Source organism: Geothrix sp. 21YS21S-4 (assembly GCF_030845995.1).
In the GTDB taxonomy this organism is placed as follows: domain Bacteria; phylum Acidobacteriota; class Holophagae; order Holophagales; family Holophagaceae; genus Geothrix.
The window spans coordinates 1,817,026-1,841,838 of sequence record NZ_CP132719.1; the positions used below are offsets into that span (position 1 = coordinate 1,817,026).

At 68.3% G+C, this 24,813-nt stretch carries 20 protein-coding genes; 8 read left to right on the forward strand and 12 right to left on the reverse strand.

Annotated features, from left to right (window positions below; translation table 11 throughout):
* Positions 1 to 188 precede the first annotated feature (188 nt).
* Both RAH39_RS08250 and RAH39_RS08255 read right to left on the reverse strand, forming a co-directional pair.
* Positions 189 to 1,553, reverse strand: a complete 1,365-nt coding sequence (locus RAH39_RS08250) for a replicative DNA helicase (protein ID WP_306589611.1) — start codon at positions 1,551 to 1,553, stop codon at positions 189 to 191.
* Positions 1,554 to 1,570: 17 nt separating this feature from the next.
* Positions 1,571 to 4,723, reverse strand: coding sequence for a CehA/McbA family metallohydrolase domain-containing protein (locus RAH39_RS08255; RefSeq protein WP_306589612.1), 3,153 nt, complete (start codon positions 4,721 to 4,723; stop codon positions 1,571 to 1,573).
* 140 nt (positions 4,724 to 4,863) lie between these two features.
* Between RAH39_RS08255 and RAH39_RS08260 the strand changes: the two genes are divergently transcribed.
* On the forward strand, positions 4,864 to 5,493 hold the full coding sequence (locus RAH39_RS08260; protein WP_306589613.1) for a SanA/YdcF family protein: 630 nt from the start codon (positions 4,864 to 4,866) through the stop codon (positions 5,491 to 5,493).
* On the forward strand, positions 5,490 to 6,644 hold the full coding sequence (locus tag RAH39_RS08265; RefSeq protein WP_306589614.1) for a thiolase family protein: 1,155 nt from the start codon (positions 5,490 to 5,492) through the stop codon (positions 6,642 to 6,644). Before RAH39_RS08260 ends, RAH39_RS08265 begins: the two co-directional genes overlap by 4 nt.
* On the opposite strand, the gene RAH39_RS08270 is transcribed toward RAH39_RS08265, so the two are convergent.
* Positions 6,641 to 9,271: an AMP-binding protein gene (locus tag RAH39_RS08270; RefSeq protein WP_306589615.1), complete on the reverse strand. Its 2,631-nt coding sequence runs from the start codon at positions 9,269 to 9,271 to the stop codon at positions 6,641 to 6,643. The two genes, RAH39_RS08265 and RAH39_RS08270, sit on opposite strands and share 4 nt — an antisense overlap.
* 131 nt (positions 9,272 to 9,402) lie before the next feature.
* On the opposite strand from RAH39_RS08270, the gene RAH39_RS08275 reads away from it, so the two are divergent.
* Together RAH39_RS08275 and RAH39_RS08280 are read left to right on the forward strand one after the other, a co-directional pair.
* The gene (locus RAH39_RS08275; protein ID WP_306589616.1) at positions 9,403 to 10,134 is read left to right on the forward strand and encodes an ABC transporter ATP-binding protein; all 732 of its coding nucleotides are present in this window, start codon (positions 9,403 to 9,405) and stop codon (positions 10,132 to 10,134) included.
* A gap of 31 nt (positions 10,135 to 10,165) precedes the next feature.
* Positions 10,166 to 10,834 carry a carbonic anhydrase gene (locus tag RAH39_RS08280; RefSeq protein ID WP_306589617.1) on the forward strand — a complete coding sequence of 223 codons (669 nt, stop codon included), beginning with the start codon at positions 10,166 to 10,168 and terminating at the stop codon, positions 10,832 to 10,834.
* Positions 10,835 to 10,883: 49 nt separating this feature from the next.
* Here the strand turns inward: RAH39_RS08280 and RAH39_RS08285 are convergent, their stop codons facing one another.
* The 3 genes from RAH39_RS08285 to RAH39_RS08295 all read right to left on the reverse strand — a co-directional run bounded on the left by RAH39_RS08285 (position 10,884) and on the right by RAH39_RS08295 (position 12,305).
* Complete coding sequence (locus RAH39_RS08285; protein ID WP_306589618.1) at positions 10,884 to 11,252, reverse strand: hypothetical protein; 369 nt, start codon at positions 11,250 to 11,252, stop codon at positions 10,884 to 10,886.
* Between the two features lie 112 nt (positions 11,253 to 11,364).
* Positions 11,365 to 11,751, reverse strand: coding sequence for a hypothetical protein (locus RAH39_RS08290; RefSeq protein ID WP_306589619.1), 387 nt, complete (start codon positions 11,749 to 11,751; stop codon positions 11,365 to 11,367).
* Positions 11,748 to 12,305 (reverse strand): RNA polymerase sigma factor, encoded by a 558-nt coding sequence (locus RAH39_RS08295; protein ID WP_306589620.1) that lies wholly within the window; start codon positions 12,303 to 12,305, stop codon positions 11,748 to 11,750. The genes RAH39_RS08290 and RAH39_RS08295 overlap by 4 nt, the downstream gene beginning before the upstream one ends.
* A gap of 287 nt (positions 12,306 to 12,592) precedes the next feature.
* Here RAH39_RS08295 and RAH39_RS08300 point away from each other — a divergent pair, with 287 nt between their 5' ends.
* The 4 genes from RAH39_RS08300 (at position 12,593) to RAH39_RS08315 (ending at position 17,801) form a co-directional block, all read left to right on the forward strand.
* A complete protein-coding gene (locus tag RAH39_RS08300) occupies positions 12,593 to 13,777 on the forward strand; it encodes a polysaccharide biosynthesis/export family protein (RefSeq protein ID WP_306589621.1) in 1,185 nt (394 codons plus the stop codon).
* Between the two features lie 37 nt (positions 13,778 to 13,814).
* On the forward strand, positions 13,815 to 14,288 hold the full coding sequence (locus RAH39_RS08305) for a low molecular weight protein-tyrosine-phosphatase (protein ID WP_306589622.1): 474 nt from the start codon (positions 13,815 to 13,817) through the stop codon (positions 14,286 to 14,288).
* Between the two features lie 65 nt (positions 14,289 to 14,353).
* Positions 14,354 to 16,576 (forward strand): polysaccharide biosynthesis tyrosine autokinase, encoded by a 2,223-nt coding sequence (locus tag RAH39_RS08310; RefSeq protein ID WP_306589623.1) that lies wholly within the window; start codon positions 14,354 to 14,356, stop codon positions 16,574 to 16,576.
* A 10-nt stretch (positions 16,577 to 16,586) separates the two neighbouring features.
* A complete protein-coding gene (locus RAH39_RS08315) occupies positions 16,587 to 17,801 on the forward strand; it encodes a glycosyltransferase (protein ID WP_306589624.1) in 1,215 nt (404 codons plus the stop codon).
* A 121-nt stretch (positions 17,802 to 17,922) separates the two neighbouring features.
* Here RAH39_RS08315 and RAH39_RS08320 read toward each other — a convergent pair whose 3' ends face one another.
* Genes RAH39_RS08320 through RAH39_RS08345 form a run of 6 tightly spaced genes read right to left on the reverse strand, consistent with a single transcriptional unit; the run spans position 17,923 to position 24,778 of the window.
* Complete coding sequence (locus RAH39_RS08320; protein WP_306589625.1) at positions 17,923 to 18,951, reverse strand: hypothetical protein; 1,029 nt, start codon at positions 18,949 to 18,951, stop codon at positions 17,923 to 17,925.
* Positions 18,952 to 18,967: 16 nt separating this feature from the next.
* Positions 18,968 to 19,672 (reverse strand): CatB-related O-acetyltransferase, encoded by a 705-nt coding sequence (locus tag RAH39_RS08325; RefSeq protein ID WP_306589626.1) that lies wholly within the window; start codon positions 19,670 to 19,672, stop codon positions 18,968 to 18,970.
* 4 nt (positions 19,673 to 19,676) lie between these two features.
* Positions 19,677 to 20,831, reverse strand: a complete 1,155-nt coding sequence (locus RAH39_RS08330; protein WP_306589627.1) for a glycosyltransferase family protein — start codon at positions 20,829 to 20,831, stop codon at positions 19,677 to 19,679.
* Between the two features lie 22 nt (positions 20,832 to 20,853).
* A complete protein-coding gene (locus tag RAH39_RS08335) occupies positions 20,854 to 22,341 on the reverse strand; it encodes an O-antigen ligase family protein (RefSeq protein WP_306589628.1) in 1,488 nt (495 codons plus the stop codon).
* The gene (locus tag RAH39_RS08340; RefSeq protein ID WP_306589629.1) at positions 22,338 to 23,627 is read right to left on the reverse strand and encodes a lipopolysaccharide biosynthesis protein; all 1,290 of its coding nucleotides are present in this window, start codon (positions 23,625 to 23,627) and stop codon (positions 22,338 to 22,340) included. The genes RAH39_RS08335 and RAH39_RS08340 overlap by 4 nt, the downstream gene beginning before the upstream one ends.
* 35 nt (positions 23,628 to 23,662) lie before the next feature.
* Positions 23,663 to 24,778, reverse strand: coding sequence for a capsular polysaccharide biosynthesis protein CapF (locus RAH39_RS08345; RefSeq protein ID WP_306589630.1), 1,116 nt, complete (start codon positions 24,776 to 24,778; stop codon positions 23,663 to 23,665).
* Positions 24,779 to 24,813: the final 35 nt, after the last annotated feature.

The following is a 24,813-nucleotide window of genomic DNA, read 5'->3' on the forward strand; positions in this document are numbered from 1 at the left end:
TTCATGGCCTTCGTCAAAAAGGAGCTGGAGAACTCCACCTTCGGCCTGGAGTAGGCCTCTCCGCTTCCACGAAAAGGGCGGCTCCGGCCGCCCTTTTCATTCCAAAGAACCACCGCGAAAAACATCCAGAACCGGATAGCGCTTTTCTTGGCGCCCTTGGCGGTCAACCTTCGTCTTTTGGCACCGGATCAGTTCGTGTACCGCTCCAGCTCGCGGTACATCGCGTATTCCCCCTGGAAGTGCAGCGGGATGATCGCGGTGGGGCCGTTGCGGTGCTTGGCGACGATCAGTTCGGCGGAGTTGTCGGGCTCTTCGTTGGCGGAGGGGATCATCTTCCGGTGGATGAAGGCCACCATGTCCGCGTCCTGCTCGATGGCGCCGGAATCGCGCAGGTCGCTGAGCTGGGGCCGGCCGCCGGTGCGGTGCTCCACCTCGCGGTTCAGCTGGGACAGCACCACCACAGGGATCCCGAAGTCCTTCGCCATGAGCTTGAGTCCGCGGCTGATCTCGCCGATTCGGATGGCCTCGTTCTGCTTGGCGCCGCGGCTGCCTTCGGGACTGCTGAGCAGCTGAAGGTAGTCGATGATGACGAACTCCACTCGCCGGTTGCTCTGGCTGCCCTGCTTCACGACCATGTTCTGGATCTGGGGCACGGTGATCGACGCCTGATCGCAGATGAACAGCGGCATCTGAACGAGTTCGTCCCGCGTCTGGAGGACGTGCTCGATCCGGCCCGCGGCGCGCCCGGCCTGGAGATCCTTCATGTTGGTCTGGCTCTTGGCGGAGAGGAGGCGCATGAAGACCTCCTCGTGGCTCATTTCCAGGCTGAAGAAGGCGCCGCAGTGGCCCGAGCGCCCGTCCCGTTCCTGGGCCGCCCGCAGGATCCAGTTCAGCGCCAGGGCCGTCTTGCCGATGCCGGGACGGGCCGCCAGCACGATGAGGTTGCCCGGCTGGAAGCCCTGGGTCAGCTCGTCGAAGCGGCTGAAGCCCACGCGGACGCCCGGCGACAGCCGGCCTTCCAGCCGCTCGTGCAGCCGCTCCATGGCGTCGTCCGCCACGCTCTGGATGGACAGCAGCCCGCGGGCCTTGGCGTCGCCCTGGGCTAGGTGGAAGAGGCTCTGGGCTGTCTGGTCTACCAGGACTTCCGGAGATTCGTCCTCCTCAGCCGCCTGCCGCACCAATTGGGCGCCCAGGTGCACCAGCCGCCGGAGCTTCGCCTTGCGCCGGATGACGTCCGCCAGCACCTGGGGGCGCTCCACGTCCTCGCCCGCCAGCAACTCCACCAGCCCCGGATAGCCGCCCACCTTGTTCAGGCTGTCGTCCTGGTCGAGGGCGTCCTTCAGAGTGAGGGAGTTGACCTCCACCTGCGCTTCGATGAGCGTCCGGAGGGCCCGGAACACCGCGCGGTGGGCGGGGTGGACGAAGTCCTCCTCCGCCAGGGCGAACACCGCCTCGCTGGCCACGAAGCCCGCGCCCGGCGCGCAGCAGGTGGCCAGAAAGGACCGCTCCGCGTCGATATCCTCCGGAAGCCGCTCCGGAAGCCAATCCGCCATCGCCCGCTCCCCTGGATCTAGAGTCCCGGAGGAGTGTATCCCCCGCCGTTCACGTCCACAAAGACCGGGTTGGTCACGGCCACGGGGTAGATGCCCCGCATGATCCGGTTCCAGGGCGTTCCCGTCCGGTAGGCGCCCGTGGTGGACAGGGACACCCCGGCCTCGACCACGATCCAGGCGTCCTGACCGGCGGGCATCGCCACGCTAGCCAAGGTGGCCGTGCGGAGCCGGCCGTCCACGGTGGAGGCGGTGAAGCTGGCGAGAGGCACCACCTGGGCGACCCCGTTCACCACCACCCGGACCTCGTCCACCGGCACCCAATCCGGGGCGTAGAGCGAGATGGAGATGGAAACCGTCGCCGCGGGACCGGCCACCAGCCCGCCGGGATGGGTGCCATTGACGGTCACGTCGAGGAGGGGCCCCGTGGAGGCCACAGCCGCGCCACTGCGGAGGGCCTCCAGGACCGGCGTCAAGGTGTCCTGGGTAAGGGTCGCCGAGCCCAACCGAAGGTAGGTGCGGGCCAGACCCACGGGCGTATCGAAGCTGTATTTCGCGGCGGACAGGCCCAGCGCCTTGGTGAAGGCCCCCGGAGCCTGCTGCTTCAGGAGCGAGAACCAGTCGGCACGCACGGCCTTGAATTCGGCGAACCACGCCGTGGGATCCGCGGGATCGCAGCCCTCGGCGCGGAGGAGCTCCAGTGCATCGAAATCGCCATGACGCTTACCGAGGGACATAGCGCCCGTCTGGGTCCACCAAGCATTGGCACCCAATCCGAGGGCCACCGCAGGATTGAAGCCGCGCACCGTGAACAGCCCCTGGGGACCGCGGGGACGGTGGATCACCGTGTAGCCGCCCTCCGCTTGGGTGATGAAATCCGCCAGCGTCCAGCCCTTGGAGGGCCGCGCGCCGCCGTTGCGATCACCGGTGGGCGTGGGGATGAAGAGGGCGGTGGTGAACCCATCGGTCAGACTGGAACTGCGGGCGCCCACCACGAAGGGATCCAGTCCCACCGATTCCCGCTGGGCGTCGCTCAACCCCGTGTTCTCAATCTCCTGACGAAATTCCGTGCGCAAGACCGCCGGATCGGTCACCTGATCCTCTTCCGTGCGGCCCACGACCTGAATCCCATTGGCCAAAGCTGAACTGAGCAGCTCGCCAGGGTTGAGGCCTCCGGTCGTCGCCTGCGTGGGACTGGGCAGGTCGAAAGCGCTCCAGCCCGAAGGCAGCGGCGAATCCAGGGCTACGAACGCATGGCTGATGTCCGTCTGCCCGTCGAAGGACTTGATCGGCAGGACGTCCAGGTAGGACTGGGGTCCGCGGGTGCTGTAGGTCAGGTAATCCCCCGCCGGAAAGTAGGCGGTTGCTACACCGTAGGGGGAGGCGAAGGAGGTGCCGAACACTTCGTTCCCCGCGGTGTACTGGTAGATGGCGGAACTCGCGCCAAGGACCACCTTTCCCTTGTAGACGGGATCGTAGTAACTCGACATATGTCGGCTTCGCTGCATTCTCGGATCCGCAGTCGTGCCCAGCCCCACGAAGGTCAAGCGGCGGGGATTGAGACCGGCGAATTCCAGGGTGCCCGCCTGACGCACCGAGAAGACGTGGGCCAGCTGCTTCTGAGTGATCACGTTGCCGTTGGCGTCGAGCACTTCGCCCCGCTCGGGAGCCAGGCTCTCCGCAAGACTCCACGCCTGGTCTTTGGAGGGCGTGATGGCCGTCTGGAGGTAGAGACGATCCGTATTCAGGCTATTGGTACCCAGGTAGAGGGTGTAGCTCTGGGTGGCGTTGGAAGCGGTCACGCGGTACTGCTGCGTGCGGCCCGTGAATCGAGGATCGGCCACGGCGGGCAGAAGCACCGGCAGGGCTCCGCTGCTGGCGGCGATGTCGCTGGGCTCCCGCCACTCCACCCGCTCCAACGTCCAATGGGTAGGGTCCACGTCGATGGCCGGATCCACGGCCGCATTGGTGCCCGTGTAGCGCTCGAACCGGAACTCCGTCTGGAGCGGACCGCCGTGATAAGCCGTTCCGAAGGAATCGAAGGCCAGGACGCCCACTTCCCCGCTCTGGAAGCCGCTGCGGGCCTGGGTCATCTCGTTCTGCAGGAGGGTCGCCTGGCTGGGGTAGTAGGGATTCGCGACGGTACCCAACGTAGAGAGCACCGCATCGGCACCTCCCACCACATACAGCCGCCGACGGTACGCCAGGGAACCACCCGCCGGAAGATTCGCCGAGGCGGGGCTGCCCACCACCACCCGGGCCGGCACCAGGGGACGCAACTCGGTCAGGGGGTGGACGGGGTCCGATGCCACGAGGACCCGCTCCACATCCAAGGGAAGAATGCCCAGGGAGGAATGCGAATCCAGGCTGCTGCCGGAGGATTCGGTGCCCATCAGGGCCACCATGGGCGCCTGGACGCTGGTGGTCAGGGGCGCAGCGAAATCGGATCCGGGGATCTCCACGCCCCAACTGCTGAGGGGCGTGCCGTCGAAGGCCTGGACCGCGGGAACGAGTGGGCGGTACCCGCCGCCGTGCTGGGACAGGGCGTCAGCGATGTTGCGGAGCGGAAGGGCCGAACTGCCGGCATTGGCGAGGGTGGTCTCCACCGTGTAGAACGTCTCGCCCTTGTTGAGGGTGAGACGGTGGACGGCGGTCACGCCCGCCACCCGGCCCTGGGCATCCGTCGCCACGCCGAGCTTGGCCTTGGGATCCAAGAGGTAGCCGCGCATCTCCAGGCTCACGGAGTTCACGCCGGCGGTGGGGACATATTGATCGAAGACCAGCGGCAGGTCGGGGTCCTGGTTCGCCACGGGCCCCAGGCGCTCCAGCATGTCGGTGGGCGGGGAGACCCGCTTGTAGCTCTGGTCGAGGGAGATACTGCCGATGTCGAGGATGGCGCCGCCGGATGCCGCGCCGAACTGCCCTTCGCGATTTCCGAATGCGGCGCCGTCCACCGCGAGCTGGACCGAGTCGTTGCCGAGATAGAAGTCCCCCGCGCTGGAAGTGGCCTTCAGGCCGTAGATGCGGTCGCCGCCGACGGCGGGGATCTCCTCCACCGCGACGGAAGGTCTCGCGATTCCCGTGGCCCGGAAACAGCCGGATGCCAGAAGGAGGGCCAGCGGGCCCAGGACCAGCGGCGCGCGGCGGGAGATCCGCCGAGACAGAAGGACCATGGGGGCAAGGCTCATGTTCATCAAGGCGTCTCGTTCGGCGGGAGGTCCATGGGGCTGGGCGGACGAAAGGTCTATGCTAACTCACGATGCCGATCTCCGCCTTCCTTCATCGCTGCTGGGCGCACCGGCGGTCCTTGCTCGTGATTCCAGCACTGGCCCTCTTCGGAGACCTGCTGTGGACGCTGGGAAGGTTCCCCGCCATGCACCACCAGCAGATCCACCGGGCGGACGCCATCCCCGCCGTGAACGGGCCGGTGCTGGTGCTGGGAGCGGGCGTCTACGGCGACGGAGAGCCCACGTCGATCCTGGAGGGCCGGCTGCGCACCGCCCTGTCCCTCTATCGGGCCGGAAAAGTCCGGTGGTTTCTCGTCTCGGGCGACAACCGCCACGCCTCCTACAACGAACCCCAGGCCATGCGGCGGTGGCTGGTGAAGCAGGGCGTGCCTCCCAGGCGGATCGTCAGCGACTACGCGGGCCTGCGGACCTGGGACAGCCTGAAGCGCGCCCAGGCGGTGTTCGGCCAATCCCAGGTGGTGATCGTCACCTCGGATTTCCACCTGCCCCGCGCCCTCTACCTCGCCGACCACATCGGCCTCCGCGCCTGGGGCGTGCCGGCCCTCACCGACGATCGTCCGCCCCTGTCGCGGTTCCGCTTCTGGATGCGCGAGTACGTCGCGCGCCACCTGGCCCTGTGGGATGCGTGGTTCCCACCCAACGCCCGCCTGGGCCCGCGGGAACCCACCCCCGACGACTGGGAGCCGGCGCGGTGAAGGCCGGCGCCGTGAAGAATCGGGACGACCTGCTCGTCCTGGCCGCGGGCCGCCTGCCCCAGGGGCGGTACGGCGGGAGCTTGGCCGGCCTCGGGGCCGTCGCGCTGGGCCGCGCCGCCGTGGAAGAACTGCTCCGGGACGGCGCCCTGCCCCGGCCCGGAAGCGCCCTCTGGGGCATGGCCCGCAGCCACACCCAGGGCATGAACCCCGCGCGCACACTCGCGCTGGAAGCCGGCCTGCCACCGGAAACGACCGCCTTCACCGTCAACATGGCCTGCGGCTCCAGCCTCCAGGCCCTCATCGTCGCGTGCCAGCGGCTGCGGGACGGTGCGGAAGGGGCGATCCTCGCCGGAGGCAGCGAGGCCATGTCCGACACGCCCCACCTCGTGCCGGGGCTGCGCTGGGGCTTCCGCATAGGCCACCGCCAGGCGCCTGACGTCATGCACCAGGACGGACTGCTCTGCCCCGTCACCGGCCTGTTGATGGGCGAAACCGTCGAACGCCTGGCCGCCAAGCGGGGAATCGCGCGCACCGAGGCCGACGCCTGGGCGGCGGAGAGCCACCGCCGCGCCGCGGCCGCCGACTTCCGCGCGGAACACCTGCCCCATCCCCAGCTCGACCGGGACGAATGCATCCGGGAGGGCGTGAGGGAGGAGAGCCTCGCCGCCCTGCCGCCGGTCTTCGCTCCCGGGGGCCAGATCACGGCGGGAAACGCCTCCGCGCTGGCGGACGGCGCGGCCTGCCTGCTCGTGGCGCGGCGGGAACAGGCCGGCGACGCGCGGCCCCTGGCCCGGATCCTGGGCTGGGTCGAGGCCGGGGTGGATCCCCTCGACATGGGCGAGGCGCCCGTCCCCGCCGTCCGCCGCCTCCTGGCGGACCATGGGCTCAGAGTCGCGGACATCGACCTGTGGGAGCTGAACGAGGCTTTCTCCGCCCAGTTACTGGTCTGCCAGCGGCAGCTCACCCTGCCCCCGGAGCGGCTGAACGTCACAGGCGGCGGCGTGGCCCTGGGCCACCCCATCGGCGCCAGCGGCGCGCGGATCGCGGTCACCCTCATCCACCAGTTGAGGACCCGGGGCGGCGGACTGGGAGTTGCCACCCTGGGGATCGGGGGCGGGCTCGGACTGGCCGTCCTGTTCGAGGTGGTCTAGGCGGAAACATCCGCCAGCAGGGCCTTCAGGGCGCGATAGTCGGTCTTGCCGGTGCCGAGGGTGGGGATCTGATCGATCTGGCGGACGACGCGGATGTTGTGGAGGGAGGACAGGCCCGCGGCGCGGATGGCCGCGTTGGCTTCGTCCCGGGCGATGCCCGCCACGGAGAACAGGATCAGGTCGGGGTTCAGTTCCTCGGGCATGGCTTCCACCGCCAGCAGCGGCTCGGTCTCGTCCTCGCCCTGGAACTTCTGCGACAGGGCCTCCTCGATGGCCGGCAGGGACACCATCTCGCCCCCCAGCTTCACGAAGCGCTTCAGCCGGCCCGTGAACACCAGGACGCCCCGGTCCTGGCGCACCAGGTCGCCGGTGCGGTACCAGTCCTTGCCTTCGAAGGTCTCAAAGGGCGAATCCACGTCGGGATTGAGGTAGCCGGAGAACACGCTGGGGCCGCGCACGAGCAGCATCCCCGATTGGCCGGGTTCCGCCCGGCGACCGCTCTCCAGATCCACGATCGCCCACTCCACGGACAGCAGCGGCTTCCCGATGGTCCCGTTCCGGGGATCCTCCTCCCGGTTCACCGAGACGACCGGAGAGCATTCGGTGATCCCATAGCCTTCCAGGACGGCGGTGTTCGGCCAGCGGCGGGCCAGGGTGGCGTAGATCTGATCGGGGCACTTCTCGGCCCCCGACACGACGATCCTCAGGGATTCCAGGTGGCGATCCTCGGCGGTGCGGAGGATCCCGCCCAGGAAGGTGGGCGTGCCCACGAGCAGGGTGGCGTGGTAGGCCTCGATGATCCGGGCCAGCATCCGTCCTTCGGTGGGATTGGGGTGGTAGACCACCCGCAGCCCCACCAGCAGGGGCAGGATCGTGGTGGTGGTCAGGCCGAAAGCATGGAAGGGCGGCAGGCAGCCCATCACCCGCTCGTCCTGGCGGAAATTCAGGGCCTGGGCCGCGTCCCGGATGTTGGTGAGGATGTTCCCGTGGCTCAGGGGCACGGCCTTGGGATGGCTCTCGCTCCCGCTGGTGAACAGCACCGCCGCCGTGGCGGGGGGCCGGGCGGCCTGGAGGGAGGTCCAGTTGAAGCGCGCGCTGAAGGCGGCGGCCAGTTTCGTCCCCAGCCCGATCCGCTTGCCCGCTTCGTCCAGGAGGAACAGCCGCGGCTTCACGGCGGAGAGATCCACGCCCTGCGCATCCAGCCGGTTGATCAGGGTCGAGACCGTCACCACGTGCCGGACGTCCACCAGATCCAGCCCGTAAGCCATGCTGCGGGCGCCGGCGGTCCAGTTCACGAGCACCGGCGTCTTCCCGGCGAACAGGAGGGCCAGATAGATGATGCTGGCGCCGCCCGAGGCCGGGAGCATGAGGCCCACGTGGGTTCCCTCCAGGGCCTCGAAGATGGGCTTGAGGACCAGGACGGCGGTGAGGACGTCGCGGTAGGTCTTCACGCCGCCCACCTGATCCGCGAGGACCACCCGGCGGGGGTCGCGGCGCGCCTGCTTGAGGAAGACCTCGGGGATGGTCTCCCCGTCGGGCATCTCGATGGCCAGGTCCGTCCGGGAATGAAACCAGGCGGGTGGGACGGCTTTCAGTTCGCCCTGGCGAAGGGACACGGCGGCGCCGGTGGCCGCCAGCAGCAGGTCGCCCACCGTCTGCACCGCGGCGGGATCGCCGGGGGGATAGCCGTAGGCGCGCTGGATCCAGAACTCCAGCTCCCGGCGATCCAGGGCGTCCAGATGGAGATCCGCCACCAGCCGCTGCTCATCCTTGATCTCGCTCCGACCCGTCAGCGCCTGAAGGTGGCGCTTCACCGCCTCGCGCACTTGGGGGGGCACGGACCGGGGATTGCCCTCCACCCGGGGCCGGGGCGGTTCCGGCAAAGTGCGGGGCGCGCGGTCCTTCCCCCGGAGATAGGGGACGAAGGTCCGGGGCGTAGCGCCGGCATTCAACCGAACCTCCAGAGCCTGGTTGAGGACGGGACGACCGTCGGCCAAAGGCAGGCCGTGGAGTTCCTCGAAGACCAGCCGCACGTCGCGGCGGGGCATGAAGAACAGGCCGTTCGCCAGCAAATAGCCGAGTCCCTTCAGCAGTTCGGTCCCGACGGAGGGCCGCCGGCCGGAGGCGGCGCTGAAGCGGCTTCCCCACAACCCCTGCAGATGGATCACGACCACCCGGGCGCCGGGCGCCTGGCGGAGAAGGGCCTCCACGGTGCTGTTGTCCGACAGGTCCTCGGTCTTCTGCCGCGCCAGGCGTGCGCCCGGGAACAGGACGAGGTGGCCCCCCGAGGTCAGGTGGGTCGCCAGAGCGGCGATCTCCCGGTCCAGGATCTCCCGGGCGCGTTCGCCGTGCTGGGCGGGATCGGAGAGGGGCCGGCAACCCAGCAGCCGGGCCAGCCACCGGAGCGGGGCGGACGCGGCGTGGTCCCGCCCGGCCACCAGCACCGGCGCGAAGTGGCCGTGGAGTTCCGCCGCCAACAGGAAGGGATCCACCAGGGTGGGGTGGGCGGCCAGGAACAGGATGCCTGGCCCCCCCTGCGAGGGAAGGGCGTCCAAGCCTTCCACCTGGATGCGATACCGCAGCCGCAGCAGCGGCCGACCCAGGGCGCGGATCAGGGAAGCAATCATCGGGAATGAGGACCTGTAGCTCGAGACAAGGCGAACCCGTGATTGTAGCGGGATTCCCTTCGATGCCCTAAACCCCTTCCCGGACATCTGCGAAGATGGAGCAGGGCCCTGGCGGGCCGCCCGGAGATTCCATGACCGACGCCCCCCTGATCCGGCTCACCGACATCACCAAGATCTACCAGATGGGCGACATGGAAGTGCGGGCCCTGGACGGCGTTTCCCTGGAGATCCACCGCGGCGAGTACGTGGCCATCATGGGGCCTTCAGGTTCCGGCAAGTCCACGATGATGAACGTGATCGGCTGCCTGGACACGCCCACCACCGGCACCTACGAGCTGAACGGGAAGCTGGCGTCGGCCATGAGCGACGACGACCTGGCCCAGATCCGCAACGAGGAGATCGGGTTCGTCTTCCAGACCTTCAACCTCCTGGCCCGGACCACCTCCCTCCAGAACGTGGAACTGCCTCTCATCTACGCGGGCAAGACGCCCCACGAACGGCACCAGATGGCCCAGAAGGCGCTGGAGAGCGTGGGCCTCGGGTCCCGCAGCGACCACATGCCGAACCAACTGTCCGGCGGCCAGCGCCAGCGCGTGGCCATCGCCCGCGCCCTGGTGAACGACCCCTCCATCCTCCTGGCCGACGAGCCCACCGGCGCCCTGGATTCCAAGACCAGCATCGAGATCATGGCCCTGTTCGAGGACCTCTACCAGAAGGGCAACACCATCATCCTCGTCACCCACGAGGAGGACATCGCCCGCCACGCCCACCGGATCGTGAAGCTGAGGGACGGCAAGATCATCCACGACGAGCCCAACACCCCCATCACCTCCGAAGAGCACCTGGCCAACCTGACGTTCTGAGGTCGAGCCTGCCCTTGGGTAGACTGGTTCGATGCAGAGACTCGTCCAGGGCATCCACCAGTTCCAGACCCAGATCTTCAGCTCCCACAAGGACCTGTTCGAGCGCCTGGACCAGGACCAGACGCCCGAGACCCTGTTCATCACCTGCTCGGACTCCCGGATCAGCCCCAACCTGATCACCCAGACCCAGCCGGGGGAGCTGTTCATCCTGCGGAACGTGGGCAACCTCGTCCCGCCCTACGAGCAGATGGGCGGGATGGCAGCGGGCATCGAGTTCGCCGTGGCCAGCCTGCGGGTGAAGGACATCATCGTGTGCGGCCACTCCAACTGCGGCGCCATGAAGGCCCTGCTGGAGCCCGAGCAGTTGGGAGAGCTTCCTGCCACCAAGGCCTGGCTGGCCCACGCCCGCAAGACCGAGCGGATCATGTGGGAGAGCTACGGCCACCTCCACGGGAACGAACTGCTCCATGCCACGGTGGAAGAGAACGTCCTGGTGCAGTTGGAAAACCTGCGCAGCCACCCGGCCGTGGCCAAGGCCATGGCCAGCGGGATGCTCCACCTCCACGCCTGGGTCTACAAGATCGAGACCGGCGAGGTCTTCGCGTTCGATCCGGACCGCGGGCAGTACACCTCCGTCACCGGCACCGAGGGCTTCATCGCCCTGGACGCGGAGCACCGGGCCACGGACCTCTCGATCTGAACAGGAGGGCGCCGCCCGATCGGCGGCGCCCTCCTGTTGATTCATCTATTCAAGCCTGGGGAGCGCAGGCCGCCGCGTTCTGGGCCAGGGCCTCGGCGGTTCCGATCCCGAAGTGGACGTACAAATCCGGGGCTTCGGTCAGGGGCATCCAGTAGCCGCGGATGTAGCGGTCCCCCATCAGCTCTTCCTTGCACACGGTCTTGCCGGAATTGAGGGCCTGGTTCGCCTTGCAGTGCTGGCAGTGCTTCCCCTCGGCCAGGGGATTCAGCGTGTGGCACTTGATGCCCGTGGGGATCCCGATCTGGCGGGCTAGGTCGTTCGCTGCGAGGACGGTGCGGTCCCGGTGGACCAGCATGACGGGCTCCGGGAAGGGCCCCCACATCGTCTGGAAGGCTTCCAGGATTCTCGGTTCGGTCATCGGAAAGCTCCTGGGCGGGGCGCGGAGCAGGGGGGATCCGGTCGCGCGGGTTCGTCTCCAAGACGGGACGGGTCCGACGTTATTGCCGGCGCGAAAAAGGGTGTGCGGTCGATCACAGCCCCGGCTGGCCGCCCTTCTCTTCTCCCTCGGAAGTGCCCCGGAAGGAGGACTTGCCGGAGCCCTTCCACCAGGCGTCGTACTCCCGCCAGCTGTGGCCGGTCCCCCGGGATTCCCGGCCGTGGCCGTGATGGCTGCCACCGTGGGAGAAGCTCCCGACCAGCAGCCTCGTCAGGACGAGCAGCCCCACGGCCTGCCAGTAGGAGACCGCACGCGCGCCGACGATCTGCGGCATCAGGTGGTTCCACAGCTGCATCACGGCGAATCCGAAGATCAGCGCCAGGGCCGCGGCGAACGCGCCCCCGAAGACGACGTGGATGAGGATCAGGCGGGCGCGGCTGCGCGGGACGGGAGGCGTGGAAGGATCGGGGCCGAAGGTCATGGCAACTCCTGCGTTCGGGTTCGGTAGTCGGAAAGGAGGTCGCGGAGCCGGCCCGAGGCCCGGCTCTTGCGGGAGAGGAGGGTTCCGATGGGCTCGCCCCAGTCCTCGGCCAATTCGCGGAAACTGCGGCCGTCGATCTCGGTGGCGATCCAGATGGCCCGTTCGCGAGGCCCCAGCTGGTCGAGGGCTTCCGCCAGCCGCTCCCGCAACTGGGCCTGGTCGTAGCTCTGCTCGGGGGTGGGTCCGCGGTGCTCGGGGTCCAGGGGGCCCGTTTCCTCCGCGGAAAGGCGGGTGGGATGGTCGAGGGAGAGGGGGGGCGTTCCCCCGCGCCGGTGGTCGGTGACGCGGTTGGCGACGGAGCGGTAGAGGTAGGCCGTCAGGTTCTCGATCTCCCCGATGACGTCGGCCCGCCGCAGCAGGTTGTAGACGGCGTCGGACACGATGTCCTCGGCCTCCGCTCCGGAGAAGCCGGCGAGCTGGCGCCGCACGTAGCCGAGGAGGCGGGACTTCTCCCGCTCGAACACCTCGGCCAATCGCGCGGAGCCCTCCGTCATCCCTTTCCGGTCCTTTCTCCGCAGCCGCCCAAGCGAGGCGCCTCAGGGGAAATGACGCCGTCCCCCGGCTGTTATTGCGTGATCCACGTCATGGGCCGGAAGGGATCTCCCCCTTGCGGCTCCCTTCTCCGGACTGTACACCCCTGGCTCGCGGCGCCCAAAAACATACACTGGACACAACCCCACCAGACCCTGTTAAGCTCTTGATCAAACTTGGTAATTTACGACACCAAAATCTAACCATCTCGCGCAATTCCCTTCCCGTGCATCCTCTATGGAGGCCATTCATGCACCCTTCCCACTGTCCAACCCAGCCTCTCCCGCGATCGGGAGCAGCCCTCTCCCTCGGCAGCGGACGCCTCCGATTCGGCGCGGCCCTGTGCGGGCTTCTGCTGTTCGGCGCCTGCACGTCGCCGGGCATGAAGCTGAATGTGAAGCCGGGCAGTCGGGAGACGACCACCCAGGTGGACGGCCTCAGCGTCACCCTCCGCCCCCTCAGCGCGGAGGCCCTCAAGCCCCTGCGCGCGCGGACCGTGGATCCCACGGCGGCGGAGCTGCTGGTGGCCGCGGAGAAGCTCCCCCCCTACCGCCTGGGCCCCCAGGACGTCCTGCTGGTGACCGTGTGGGACCACCCCGAGATCACCCTTCCCCTGGGCCAGTACCGCCAGGATTCGGCGTCGGGAAGCGTGGTGGACGAGGACGGCCAGCTCTATTTCCCCTATGTGGGCAAGGTCAAGGTGGCGGGGATGACCGTCTCCCAGGTGCGGGACGCCCTCACCGCCAAGCTGTCCCGGACGCTGCAGAATCCCCAGATCGACGTCAAGGTGATTGCCTACCGCTCCCAGAAGATCTACGTGGGCGGCGAGGTGAAGAGCCCCGCCGTCTATACGGTCACCGACGTGCCGTTCACGCTGGCTGAAGCGGTCAATCGCGCGGGCGGGTTCCTTCCCACCGCCGACGACAGCCGGGTCGTCCTCACCCGCGGCGACCAGGTGTGGCGGTTGAACTTCCAGTCCCTGGTGGCCTCGGGCAACCGCATCGGCCAGATCCTGCTCAAGGACGGTGATTCGCTGCACGTCCCCCACGCGCTGGAGAACCCCGTCTACATGATGGGAGAGCTGGTCCGCCCCGGGAACCTGCCCCTGATCCACGGCAACCTGTCGCTGGCCCAGGCGATCACGGAGACCGGCGGGATCCTGGGAGCCAGCGCCGACGCCCGCTCCATCTACGTCATCCGGCAGACGGGCAGCCCCAACGGCGTGGACGTCTTCCACCTGGACGCCCGCAATCCCACCTCGATGGTCCTGGCCGACCGGTTCCCTCTGAACCCCCGCGACATCGTCTACGTCGACGCCGGAACCCTCGTCCGCTTCAACCGCGTGATGAGCCTTCTCCTCCCCACCGTGACCGCCGTGACCTCCACCGCGATCGCCACGGGAGAAGTCCGCTACCTCGTCCGGCGCGAGCGCTGACGGCCTCCTTCCCCTTCCCTTCCCTCGGACCCTCCGCTTGACCCCGACTCCGTCCATCGATTCCGTGCTCGTCCTCTGCGAGGGGAACCACTGCCGCGCTCCCATGGCCGAAGCCCTCCTCGGGGCGGCCGTGAAGCCGGCGGTGCGGGTGGAATCGGCGGGGCTGAAGGCCCTGGTGGACTGCCCTCCCGATCCCGAGGCCGAGCGCCTGATGAAGGAAGCCGGCTGCGACATCTCGGGCCACCGGGGGCGGCAGTTCACCGTGGAGATGGCCCATCGCGCGGACCTGATCCTCGTGATGGACGCGCTCCAGAAGGAATGGTGCACCGCCCTGGCTCCCGGCGCCCGAGGTCGGATCTTTCTCTTGGGACATTGGCTGTCCACACCTCCCCGCGACATCCTCGACCCGTTCGGCCAGGGTCCGTCGGTCTTCCGACAGGTCTTCGAGGACATCCATCAATCCGTGGCGGCCTGGGTGCCGCATCTCCTTTCCGAACGAAGGTCTGCATGACATCCTCGCTCCCCTCCGGGCTGCGGCCCGTTCCTCTCGGCTCCACGGGGGCCTTTTCCCGCTTGATGAGAACCGTCGACGAGGCCCGCGAAGTCGACCTCCGCGAATGGCTGCTCAACCTGTGGTCCGGACGCTACCTGATTCTAGGGAGCATCCTGGTCTTCCTCGCCCTGGGGGGCCTGTACATCTGGCGGAGCACGCCCATCTACCAGGCCGAGGCGCTGCTCCAGATCGAGCCGCCGAAGGTCCTGCGGGATTCGGACGCGGCCTTCGCCCGGATGGAAAACCTGTTCTCGGCACCCTCCGATGCCACCACCGAGATCGAGATCATCGGCAGCAACATGGTGCTCGGCCATACCGTGGAGGCCCTGAACCTCGACGTCGTGGCCAAGCCGGTGTTCTTCCCCGTCATCGGGGAGACCCTGGCCCGGGGCAAGGCCCACGCGCCCCGCATCGACGTGGCGGCTTTCGACGTCCCCGACAGCCTGCGGGGGCTGGAGTTCCACCTGATCGCCCTGCCCAACGGCACCTTCGAATGGAAGTCCCCGGAAGATCCGCCTTCCTACGTGAAGCCCGGCGTCGCCTATCCCCAGGACGCGGTTCTCGCCGTGGGCCGGCCCGGCGACGCCCTCAGCGCCACCTATGGGGGGGAGGCCCTCAAGCTCCAGGTGCGGGCTCTCGCCGGCCCCTCCGGCCAGAAATTCACCCTCGTCCGGCGTCCCCTGCTGAGCGCCATCACCGACATGCGGAACGATCTGGAGGCCGCGGAAAAGGGCGTCACCCAGACGAACAAGTCCACCAACCTCCTGGCCCTCGCCTTCCGCCACACCAACCCCTCCAGGGCCGCGGAGATCCTGAACGAGATCATGAAGCAGTACATCCGCCAGAACGATTCCCGCAAGGGCGAGGAAGTGGGCCGTACCCTGGCCCTTCTGCAGCAGCAGCTTCCGGAGGTGCACGCCCGGGTGGAGCAGGCCGAGACCCGCCTGAACCGCTTCCGGACCCAGACGGGCGCGGTGGACGTCCCGCGGGAAGCCGACCTCGCCCTCCAGCAGAGTTCGAGCCTCGCGAGCCAGATCACCGCCCTCAAGCAGAAGAAGGAGGAACTGCGGCGCACTTACCAGGAAGGTTCGGACGTGGTCGCGACCCTCAACGCCCAGATCGCCAAGCTGCAGAACGAATCCGCGGCGGTCAGCCAGAAGGTGCGGACCCTTCCCGCCACCCAGCAGGAACTGGTGCGCCTCTCCCGCGACGTCCAGGTCAACACGGAGCTGTACACGGCGCTGCTGAACAACATCCAGCAGCTCCAGGTCACCCGCACCGGCGAGGGGAACAACACCCGCGTGGTGGACTTCGCCATGGCGGGCCTCAAGCCCGTCAAGCCCAAGAAGGAGATGCTGCTGGCCGTCTTCTTCGTCCTGGGAACCTTCGTGGGCATCTCCCTCCTCCTCGGGAGGCGGGCCCTCCAGCGCGGGGTCGAGGACCACCGGATCATCGAGGCCAAGCTGGGCCTGCCGGTGTTCGTCACCATTCCCCACAGCAAGCCCCAGGAAGCCCAGGATCGCGCCATCGCCCAGGGCCAGCCGGGGAACCACCTCCTGGCTCTGCGGGAACCCGACGACGTGGCTACCGAAAGCCTTCGCAGCCTGCGGACGATGCTGAGCTTCACGATGGCCTCCACGGCCAGCCGCACGATCATGCTCACCGGGCCTTCTCCCAAGATCGGAAAATCCTTCATCACCAGCAATTTCTCAGCCGTCCTCGCCCAGGCGGGCGCCCGGGTGCTGGTGGTGGACGCGGACATGCGGCGCGGCAACCTGCACAAGTACTTCGGCCTCCAGGACCGCCTCGGCGGGCTGTCCGAAGTCATCGCGGGACTGGTGCCCTGGAAGTCCGCGGCCCATCCCACGGAGATCCCCGGGCTGCACGTGATGAGCACCGGCGAGCTGCCCAAGAATCCCTCCGAGCTGCTGATGTCCCCTGGCTTTTCCGCCTTCGTGGCGGAGGCCTCCACGGAGTACGACTACGTGGTGATCGACGCTCCGCCCGTCCTGCCCGTCACCGACGCCACGGTCATCGGGTCGAAGGTGGGGACCGTCCTGCTGGTGGCGAAGTTCGGCCAGCACAGCCTGGACGAGCTGCGCGCCTGCCAGAACCGCCTGGAAGCCAGCGGAATCCCCTTGAAGGGCTGCGTGTTCAACGACCTCCTGCCCCTGGGCCTCGGCCGCTACGAGGACAACTACCGCTACGCCTACCACTACAAGTACAGCCGGGCCGACAACGCGTAGGAAAGGATTCATGGAGATCCTCTACGTCTCGCGGCTCTGCTCGGAATCGCGCCTCGCCCGCCTCATGGCGGAACAGCCGGTCAAGCCCCCCCTCCAGGAGCAGAAATTCCACGGCCTCCTGGCGCGGGGGCTCGCCGCCTTCGCCACCGGCGTCACCGCCCTGTCCCTCCTTCCACCGCCGCCGGGAAAGGCCGGCCCCCGCACGGAGGCCGAGACGGAAGAAGGGATCGCGTACCACTACCTGGCGCTGCGGCCCGTGCCTTTTCTCTCCCACGCGCTGGTCTTCGCGTGGAGTTTCCTCTTCTGCTTCCGGTGGTGCCTGGCCCGCCACGATCGCCCCCGCTTCGTGGTGTGCGACATCCTGGACCTCTCCATCTCCGCGGGCGCCCGACTCGCGTCGAAACTGGCGGGCGTTCCCGCCGTGGCGATCGTCACCGACATTCCCGACATCCTGCACGACTACATCGGCGGGGCGTCCTCCCCCCTCGGCCGGGCGGTGGTGGGCGCCTACCGGAGCCTCTCGACGTTCCTGATGCACCGCTACGACGCCTACGTCCTTCTGACCGAAGCCATGGATCCTCTGGTCAATCCCCGGCGGAAGCCCCACCTGGTGATGGAGGGAATGGTCGATCCGGGCATGGAGCAGGTGGCCAACACCCTGGACGGCAAGTTCCCCGAGCGGGTCGTCCTCTACGCCGGCGCCCTCTACGCCAAGTACGGCGTGGGCGCGCTGCTGGACGCCTTCCTGCGCGTCCCCCTCGGGGACGTGCGCCTGTGGCTGTACGGGTCCGGCGAACTGGAAGGGCGGATCGGCGACTGCGCGGCCCGGGATCCGCGCATCAGGTACTGGGGGGTGCAGCCCAACCGCGAGGTGGTGGCCGCGGAGGTCCGCGCCACGCTGCTGGTCAATCCCCGTCCCTCCCGCGAAGCGTTCACGCGGTTCTCCTTCCCCTCCAAGAACATGGAGTACATGGCCTCGGGCACGCCGGTCCTGGCTACGCCCCTGCCCGGGATGCCGCCGGAATACCTGGATCACGTCTACACCTTCCAGGACGAGTCCGTCGCCGGAATGGCGGAGGCCCTGACCCGGCTGCTCAACCGGCCCCGGGAGGAACTCCATCGCCGCGGCCAGGGCGCCAAAGCCTTCGTTCTGGAGCGGAAGAGCAACGTCACCCAGGCGGGGCGGATCCACGCATTCCTGGAGGCGATGGCGCCGCCGGCCTGATTCCAAGGAGCGTCCAAAATCCCAGCCAAGACACCAAGGCCGCTAAGAACAAACCAGGCAGCGGACGGGGTTCTTCTTGGTGTCTTCGTGCCTTGGTGGTGATCCAGCTCTTTTCTCCGAATCAGCCGAGGTTCCACTGCTGGAAGTAGCGGTAGAGGGCCTCCGGCCAGTCGGGCAGCTCCTCCACGAGGATGTGGGGATGGGCGGGAATCCGGTAGCCGGACATGCCGAGGGGCGTGGAGATGAATGGCACGGCGGCCTTCAGCAGGTCGGCGACCTTCAGCTTGATCCCGCAGCCGTGGATGTCGGGGACGCAGAACAGGCCGTCGCCGTCGAATGGCAGGCCGTCGCCGGGAAACCGCCCGTGGCCGTGGATGCCCCGGTCCGGAGCGTCGTAGCTCTCGGAGCCCCGGCCAAACAAGTGGAATTCCGCCGCGGGCACCCGCGCTCGGAGAGCCGGCACGACCTGGCGGCAGGTCATCTCCAATCCCACCGCGGTGTGGGAAGCGCCTGCGCTGCCCAGGAAGACCAGCCGTGGAGCCGATGGAGGACGGATCACGGGGGAAGCCTCCAGATCCGGCGCCACCACCGGCCAGCACTCGCCGCGCATCAGCGGAAACAGGAGCTTCGCGAAGGCCAGTTCCTCTTCGGTGATGAGGATCAGTGTCGCCCGCTTGTCCCTGAGCACCTCTCCCTCCAGCGGGGAGTGAAGGCGCATGTTGACGTCGTGGCGGAAGCTGCTGGGGGGCCGCGTCAGCAGTTGCCGCGCCCGCGCCAGGCTGAAGAAGTTGTGGGACCGGACGCGGATCCGCGCCTGGGGGAAGAGGCGCCGGAGGGCGGGATAGAAGAAGATCTCGCCCGCGAAGATGTCGTCGAAACCCCCATCGATGCCCGCGAGGCAGGCTTTCATCGCCTCGACGGAGACTTCGTAGGGGGCCCTTCCCCGCAGGATGTTCCAGGCCTTTTCCCGCGCCGTGGGCATTCCCAAGGTCCGCACCGGCCCGGCCGCGGACGTCGGCGCATGGGTCCGGCACACCACGACGTCCTCGGGCCCCGGCGCGAGCCGCGCGGCATCGGCGGTGGCGGCGATGCTGTAGCCGTCGGACAGGCCCAGCTCGCAGGGGAAGATCAGCAGCCGCCGTGTCGCCATGTCGCCTCGCGGAAAGTCATTCGGGGACCCGGGTCAGGTGCGGCTCCAGGTCCTCCCGGCAGGAGGCGAGGAACCGCTCGATGTCCTGGAACAGGGGCGCGTGGATCCGCAGCCAGTCCTCGTCCCGGTCCCACCAGCGGAGTTTCAGAAGATGCTCGATGGTGGCGTCGTCGAACCGCTGGCCGATCTTGCGGGCGGGCACGCCGGCGTAGATCGCATAGGGCTCCACGTCGGACCGCACCAGGGAACCCGCCGCGAGGATGGCCCCGTCGCCCACCGTCACGCCTTCGAGCAGCTTCACGCCGTGGCTGATCAGGACGTCGTTGCCGATGACGACGCAGTACCGATCCTCCGGGTCCGCGAAGGCGTACTCGTCGAACAGCTGGGTCGGGGTGTAGGTGAAGCCCGCCTGCTTCTGCAGCGAATAGAAGGCCGGATGGGTGGACACGAACGCGGCGGTGGGGTGCCGCCCCAGGATGGTGGCGACCTCGGCGCTGATCGAGCAGTAGCGCCCGATGGATCCGGAGATCCGGCAGCGCTCCCCCAGATAGGATCCGTAGCCCAGCCGGCCATCGAAGGTGGTCCCGTCCAGGATCGTGTTTCCGCCTTCCAGCTCGCTGTGGAACCCGATGTGGCAGTGCTTCCCGATGCGGATGCCGCGCCGCCGCGCCAGGAGGGAGAACTTTCCCCACTTCACCAGCTTCTTGAGGACGCCCAGCATCGGATCACCCCTTTCCCACGAGCTTGGCCCGGACCCGCCGCGCCGCCGCGCGCAGGGAATAGCGGAGAAGGGCCTTGTAGGACACGTTCCGGACGTCGTACTTCACGACGGCGTCCTCCACGGGCGACGGAACCGCGGGCGCCGCTGTCTTCGTGTCGTACAGGCGGATCGCTCCGCCGGGCAGGCCGTGGAGGACGTTCGCCTCGTGCGGCCGGAAGGCGAAGTCGAAGGACCTCACCAGCCGATAAGGCGCGGCCTCCAGGGTCAGCCAGTAGCGCGCACCGCCGCGGTTCCCCTTGATTCCGTAGAGGTCCACGCAGAGGTCATCGGCGTCGATGTCCAAAGCGCGGGCGAGGGCCTTCGACTCGAAGAACGCGTCGTACACCGCCCGCGACTCGTCGAGCCGGGGAAACCGGTAAGTCCTCGCGCCCTCCTGCAGGGGGATCTGATAGCCGTTCTCCTGCCCAGCGTTGTGCTGGCCCTTGTCGCTGAAGTTGGTGGACAGCCCCGTGCGGGGATACACGAAGAAGCGCCCCGTCTCGATGCAGTAGCGGATGTGGTACTTCAGCCAGGAGTGCGCGGACCACTGCGTCACGTTGGGGGGAATCGCGGGATCCGGGCGGAAGTCGTCGGCGTGGCGGCCGTACCACGCGCGGAAAGGGGCCCATGTGTCCCGGGACCACACCTGCCCCCAGGAGCACGCGTACTGCATGAAGTGGGCGTCGCAGCCCTCGTCCAGGGGCAGGAAGGGGCGGTCGCAGGCCACGTTCCACAGGTGGGTGTAGAGGGCGATCCCGGCGATGCGGTCGTCGCCGCGGTAGAACTCCACCGCCTGCGCGGCGAACCGGTAGAGCTGGGGGGAGACGTACAGGTCGTCCTCCAGGACGACGAGGTGCTCGTACTCCTCCGTCAGATCACCGCAGGCCAGGATGTGCCGCTTGAGCCCCTGTCGCTCGGGAAAGGTGCGCACCCGCTTGTCGCCGTGCGGCCAGACGAAGTCCTCCGCCACGCGCTCCGTGGCCGCGTCTCCGGAGCGATCAAGGCTGATCACCAGCGGAACCCGCTGGCCGTCGAAGGCCACCCGGGTGAGGGAATCCAGCACCCGGGACAGGGAGTGGGGGCGATCGTAGCCGACGACGACGATGGCCAGATCCGTCATGGGGGAGGCGCTCCTCGGAAAGTCAGTGGATTCGGGCATCCGCGGGTTCCGTGCCGGCCCGGCTGGCGAAGAAGGCGTACCAGATCAGGGACCAGATCACGTTGAAGTACCAGCGGTTGGCGGTCATATGGTCGCCCAGCGAATTGATGAGCATCACCGTGGTCACTCCCGCGCCCGCCAGGGCGAGGGCGAACCGCGCGGGATCCCCGCCCGGCGGGCGGAAGGTGATGAAGGAGAGCAGCAGGCCGGAGGGATAGAACAGGTAGACGAGGCCGCACACCACGCCGAAGGCGATGGCGTAGGTCAGGTAGTCGTTGTGGGGGTAGATGCCCAGCGGCTCCACGTACAGCGCCCAGCCCACGCCGCTGGGATTCTCCATCAGGTAGTTGAAGGACTTCTTCCAGCGCCAGGCCCGATCGCCCGTGGAGGAGCCCGAGTGCCCCACCCGCAGCTCGTAGCGGTTGACCGCATACCGCTGCACGCCCTCCGGCAGGATGGTCCAGGTGGCGAGGGCCAAGCCGGCGCCGATGAACAGGAGGAGGAGGTAGCGCTTGATGGAGAAGTGCCGCTTCCCCAGGAACAGGATGAGTCCCAGGCCCGCGAGTCCCGCCAGGGTGCTGCCGACGCTTCCGGTCACCAGCAGGAAGTAGGCCGCCACCAACAGACAGGCCGTCGCCATCAGCCGCGTCATCCGCTGCACGGGAGAGATGGCCACTGCGAACGACGCGCAGATCAGGGCGGCGAGGATGATCCCCGACTGGGTCCGGATCATCTGGATGTCGATCTTCCCCAGGCGGAACGTGGAGACGTTCACCAGGTTCTCGCGCAGGGCGTTGGCGTCGAAGATGGGCCGCCCCAGGAACCGCGCCGCCAGGAACATCAGAAGCGTGGGCAGGATCAGGCCGTAGATCAGGCCCTTCAGCAGCAGGTCCGGATCCTGGCTGCGCCGCAGGCGGGAGAAGATCAGCGGGATGAGCAGGAACGGGCCCAGCAGGTAGTTCGTGATGGAGACGAACTGCGAGGACATGATCTCCATGGAGGCCCCGCCGGACCAGGTGATGAGGTAGGGCCGCGGCCGGGAGACGTCCGTCGTGTGGATGCTGGGAATGCTGAGGTCGGCCCACAGGGACGCGACGACGCTGACCACCATCGACAGCATCACGATGAAGAAGGCCATCTGCGCGAGCCGGGGCAATCCCCGCCACGCCTCGCTGCGCGCCAGCAGCCCGAAGACGCCTGCGGCGTAGAGGTTGAGCGCGATGGACGTGGTGGTGTTGGCGGGATTGGCCGCCAGGATGGCGACGAACACCACCCAGCTGAAGGGCTTGTTGAGCCAGAGGAAGGTTCCCGCCAGCCCCACGGCCAGGCCCAGGGCCGCCATCCGGTAGGGATCGCCCACCGCGAGGGCCACGGCGTTCACCCCCATCCCCAGGAGGAAGGGCAGCCAGAGGGAGGGCGCGGAAGCCTCCAATGTGGCGGGGGATTCGAGGGCGGCATTGAGGGAGTTCATGACACCTCGCGGCGGGTGAGGACGGCGATCTCCCCGTAGGCCACCAGCGTGCGCGCGGCCCGTCCGAGAAGGGAACCGAGCGCCACGGCCAGCATGCCGCCCACGGCGGGCTTGAGGAGGAGGGCGCTGAGGGGGAACACGATCAGGCCGACGATCACGCCCCGGCCGTAGAGCCAGGAGCGCCCCGTGGCGAACAGCGTGTTGAAGGGAAGCGCCGCGGCCTGGAGGACCGAGAACCACAGGCAGACCTTCATGAGGGGGATGCCCTCCACGTACTTGGGAATGGCCAGGGGGACCAGGAGCCCCACCAGCCAGGAGCAGACCGCCACCAGGACGGCCATTCCCGCGGTGAGTCCGGCGGTGACCAGCAGGGACCGGGCGTTGGCGCTCCGCACGCTGCCTTCCCGGGCGTAGGCCTCCACCACCCGCGGCGTCATCACCTGGTAGACCGACTGCGGAAGGACGTTCATCCCGTCGCGCATCACCGCGGCCACGGCGAACAGCCCCAGCCCCGTCGTGCCGCCCAGGTACAGCATCAGAGCGCTTTCCGTGGCCATCCAGATGGAGGTGTACAGGCTGCCCCACAGGCTGAAGGGCAGGCCCACGCGCACCACCTCGCCCAGGGCCTTCCGGTTGAACCGGAGCGGAATCCGCAGGGGCCGCATCCACTGGAACAGCGCCACGCCCACCGCCGCGGGCACCGCCATCCGGATGCACAGCCCGAAGAAGCCGAGGACGGGGATGATGAACACCAGGGCGAAGTTGACGACGGCCTGCACCAGCTGGACCTTCGCCAGGGTCACGAACTGGTGGATGGTGCGGTAGGTGGCGCTCAGGTAGCCGCCGTAGTAGATGCTCCAGCAGCACACGGCCTGGGACAGCCAGCCCGCCACGCCCCAGGCGTCCCCGCGCCCCAGGGAGACGAGGGCGCACACAAGGAAGGCCACCGACGCCGCGCTGGAGACCAGGGCGTTCCACGCGCCCGCGGCCGATGCCAGGGCCTCCACCTTCTCGGGCATGGCCTTCCCCATGTAGAAGGGGATCTGGCGCCACAGCCCGTCGAAGGTGCCCAGGTGGAGGCAGGTGAGATACATCAGGGGAATCGTGAAGACGCGGAAGCGGCCCGTCTCCGCGGGCCCCAGGAAGCGCGCCACCAACAGGCCCCCCACGGCGCCCAGGAGCGAGGAGGTGATGTTCCCCCCGAAGAGCGCGGCCACGGAGCCCAGCACCTCCCGGTGGCGGGAGATCCGCGCCCGCTGGACGTCGAGAAAGGTCTCAACGGCCACGGGCGGTCCGGGAAGCGGCAGAACGGCGCATCACGTCACACGGGCAAAGCATGGGTGTCGGGCCGTCCCGGATCGAAGGGCTCGCTGGCCCAGAAGAGGGTGACGAGGTCGGTGGCGCCGGTGTTGGTGATGCTGTGGGTGTAGCCCGGCGGGATGTCCACCACGCGGGGCTCGGCGCCGGACACGGGGTATTCGATCACCTCGCGGCCGTCCAGGGGACGGAAGCGGACCACCGCCTCGCCGCTCACCACCAGGAACTTCTCGGTCTTGGTGTGGTGCCAGTGGTGGCCCCGGGCGATCCCCGGATGGGTCACCGACACGAAGATCTGCCCCAGGGCCGGGCTGCGCAGCACCTCCGCCAGCCAGCCACGGGGATCCCGCCGGATCTCCAGCGAGTACGCGAACTGGTCCTCGGGAAGGTAGCTCAGGTACATCGAATACAGCCGGCGGGACAGGTCGTCCCCCACGTCCGGGGTCTCCCGCGTCCGGCGGGTTTCGGGGAAGCGGCTGATCCGCTCCGCCAGATCACCCAGCGTCACGGTGAACACCCGCGGCACGGTGGGCTCCCCATCCGGTCCCCGCTGGGGCGATCCGCGGAAGGCGGCGATGAATTCCGCCACCACGTCGTCCACGTGGACCAGGCTCACTTCCCGGGCGGGATCGTGGACTTCCAGCGGCAATCCGTGGGCCACGCGGTGGCAGAAGGTCGCCACCACCGAGTTGTAGGCGGGACGGGACCATTTCCCGAAGACGTTGGGCAGGCGAAAGACGAACACCGGCGCGCCGGTCTCCTGGCCGTAGGCACGGACCAGTTCCTCCGCCTGGCGCTTGCTCACGCCGTAGGGATTGTCGAGGGCCGCCTGGGTGGAGGAACTGATCAGCACCGGCACCGGACGGCCCGCGGCGCGAAGGGCCTCCAACAAGCGGCGCGTCACGTCCACGTTTCCTTCGATGAATTCCGCGGGATCCTGGGGCCGGTTGACGCCGGCGAGGTGGAACACGAAGTCCGCGCGGGCGGCCAGTTCCGGCAAGGTCTCCGGATCGTCCCCGCGGTCGAAGGAAAGGATCTCCAGGTCGGGCACGGCGGACAGCGTGGCGATCAGGTTGCGGCCGAGGAAGCCCTGGGCCCCTGTCACGACGACCGTTGCCATGTGCCTGCTCCTTGTCGAAGGTGAAGATGGATTCG

Coding starts and splice junctions, on each gene's coding strand:
- RAH39_RS08315 (WP_306589624.1), top strand. CDS start 16,587: ATGGAGATCCTCTACGTCTCGCGGCTCTGCTCGGAATCGCGCCTCGCC.
- RAH39_RS08300 (WP_306589621.1), top strand. CDS start 12,593: ATGCACCCTTCCCACTGTCCAACCCAGCCTCTCCCGCGATCGGGAGCA.
- RAH39_RS08285 (WP_306589618.1), bottom strand. CDS start 11,252: ATGACCGAACCGAGAATCCTGGAAGCCTTCCAGACGATGTGGGGGCCC.
- RAH39_RS08280 (WP_306589617.1), top strand. CDS start 10,166: ATGCAGAGACTCGTCCAGGGCATCCACCAGTTCCAGACCCAGATCTTC.
- RAH39_RS08290 (WP_306589619.1), bottom strand. CDS start 11,751: ATGACCTTCGGCCCCGATCCTTCCACGCCTCCCGTCCCGCGCAGCCGC.
- RAH39_RS08325 (WP_306589626.1), bottom strand. CDS start 19,672: ATGCTGGGCGTCCTCAAGAAGCTGGTGAAGTGGGGAAAGTTCTCCCTC.
- RAH39_RS08250 (WP_306589611.1), bottom strand. CDS start 1,553: ATGGCGGATTGGCTTCCGGAGCGGCTTCCGGAGGATATCGACGCGGAG.
- RAH39_RS08275 (WP_306589616.1), top strand. CDS start 9,403: ATGACCGACGCCCCCCTGATCCGGCTCACCGACATCACCAAGATCTAC.
- RAH39_RS08270 (WP_306589615.1), bottom strand. CDS start 9,271: ATGATTGCTTCCCTGATCCGCGCCCTGGGTCGGCCGCTGCTGCGGCTG.
- RAH39_RS08345 (WP_306589630.1), bottom strand. CDS start 24,778: ATGGCAACGGTCGTCGTGACAGGGGCCCAGGGCTTCCTCGGCCGCAAC.
- RAH39_RS08295 (WP_306589620.1), bottom strand. CDS start 12,305: ATGACGGAGGGCTCCGCGCGATTGGCCGAGGTGTTCGAGCGGGAGAAG.
- RAH39_RS08330 (WP_306589627.1), bottom strand. CDS start 20,831: ATGACGGATCTGGCCATCGTCGTCGTCGGCTACGATCGCCCCCACTCC.
- RAH39_RS08320 (WP_306589625.1), bottom strand. CDS start 18,951: ATGGCGACACGGCGGCTGCTGATCTTCCCCTGCGAGCTGGGCCTGTCC.
- RAH39_RS08255 (WP_306589612.1), bottom strand. CDS start 4,723: ATGGTCCTTCTGTCTCGGCGGATCTCCCGCCGCGCGCCGCTGGTCCTG.
- RAH39_RS08310 (WP_306589623.1), top strand. CDS start 14,354: ATGAGAACCGTCGACGAGGCCCGCGAAGTCGACCTCCGCGAATGGCTG.
- RAH39_RS08335 (WP_306589628.1), bottom strand. CDS start 22,341: ATGAACTCCCTCAATGCCGCCCTCGAATCCCCCGCCACATTGGAGGCT.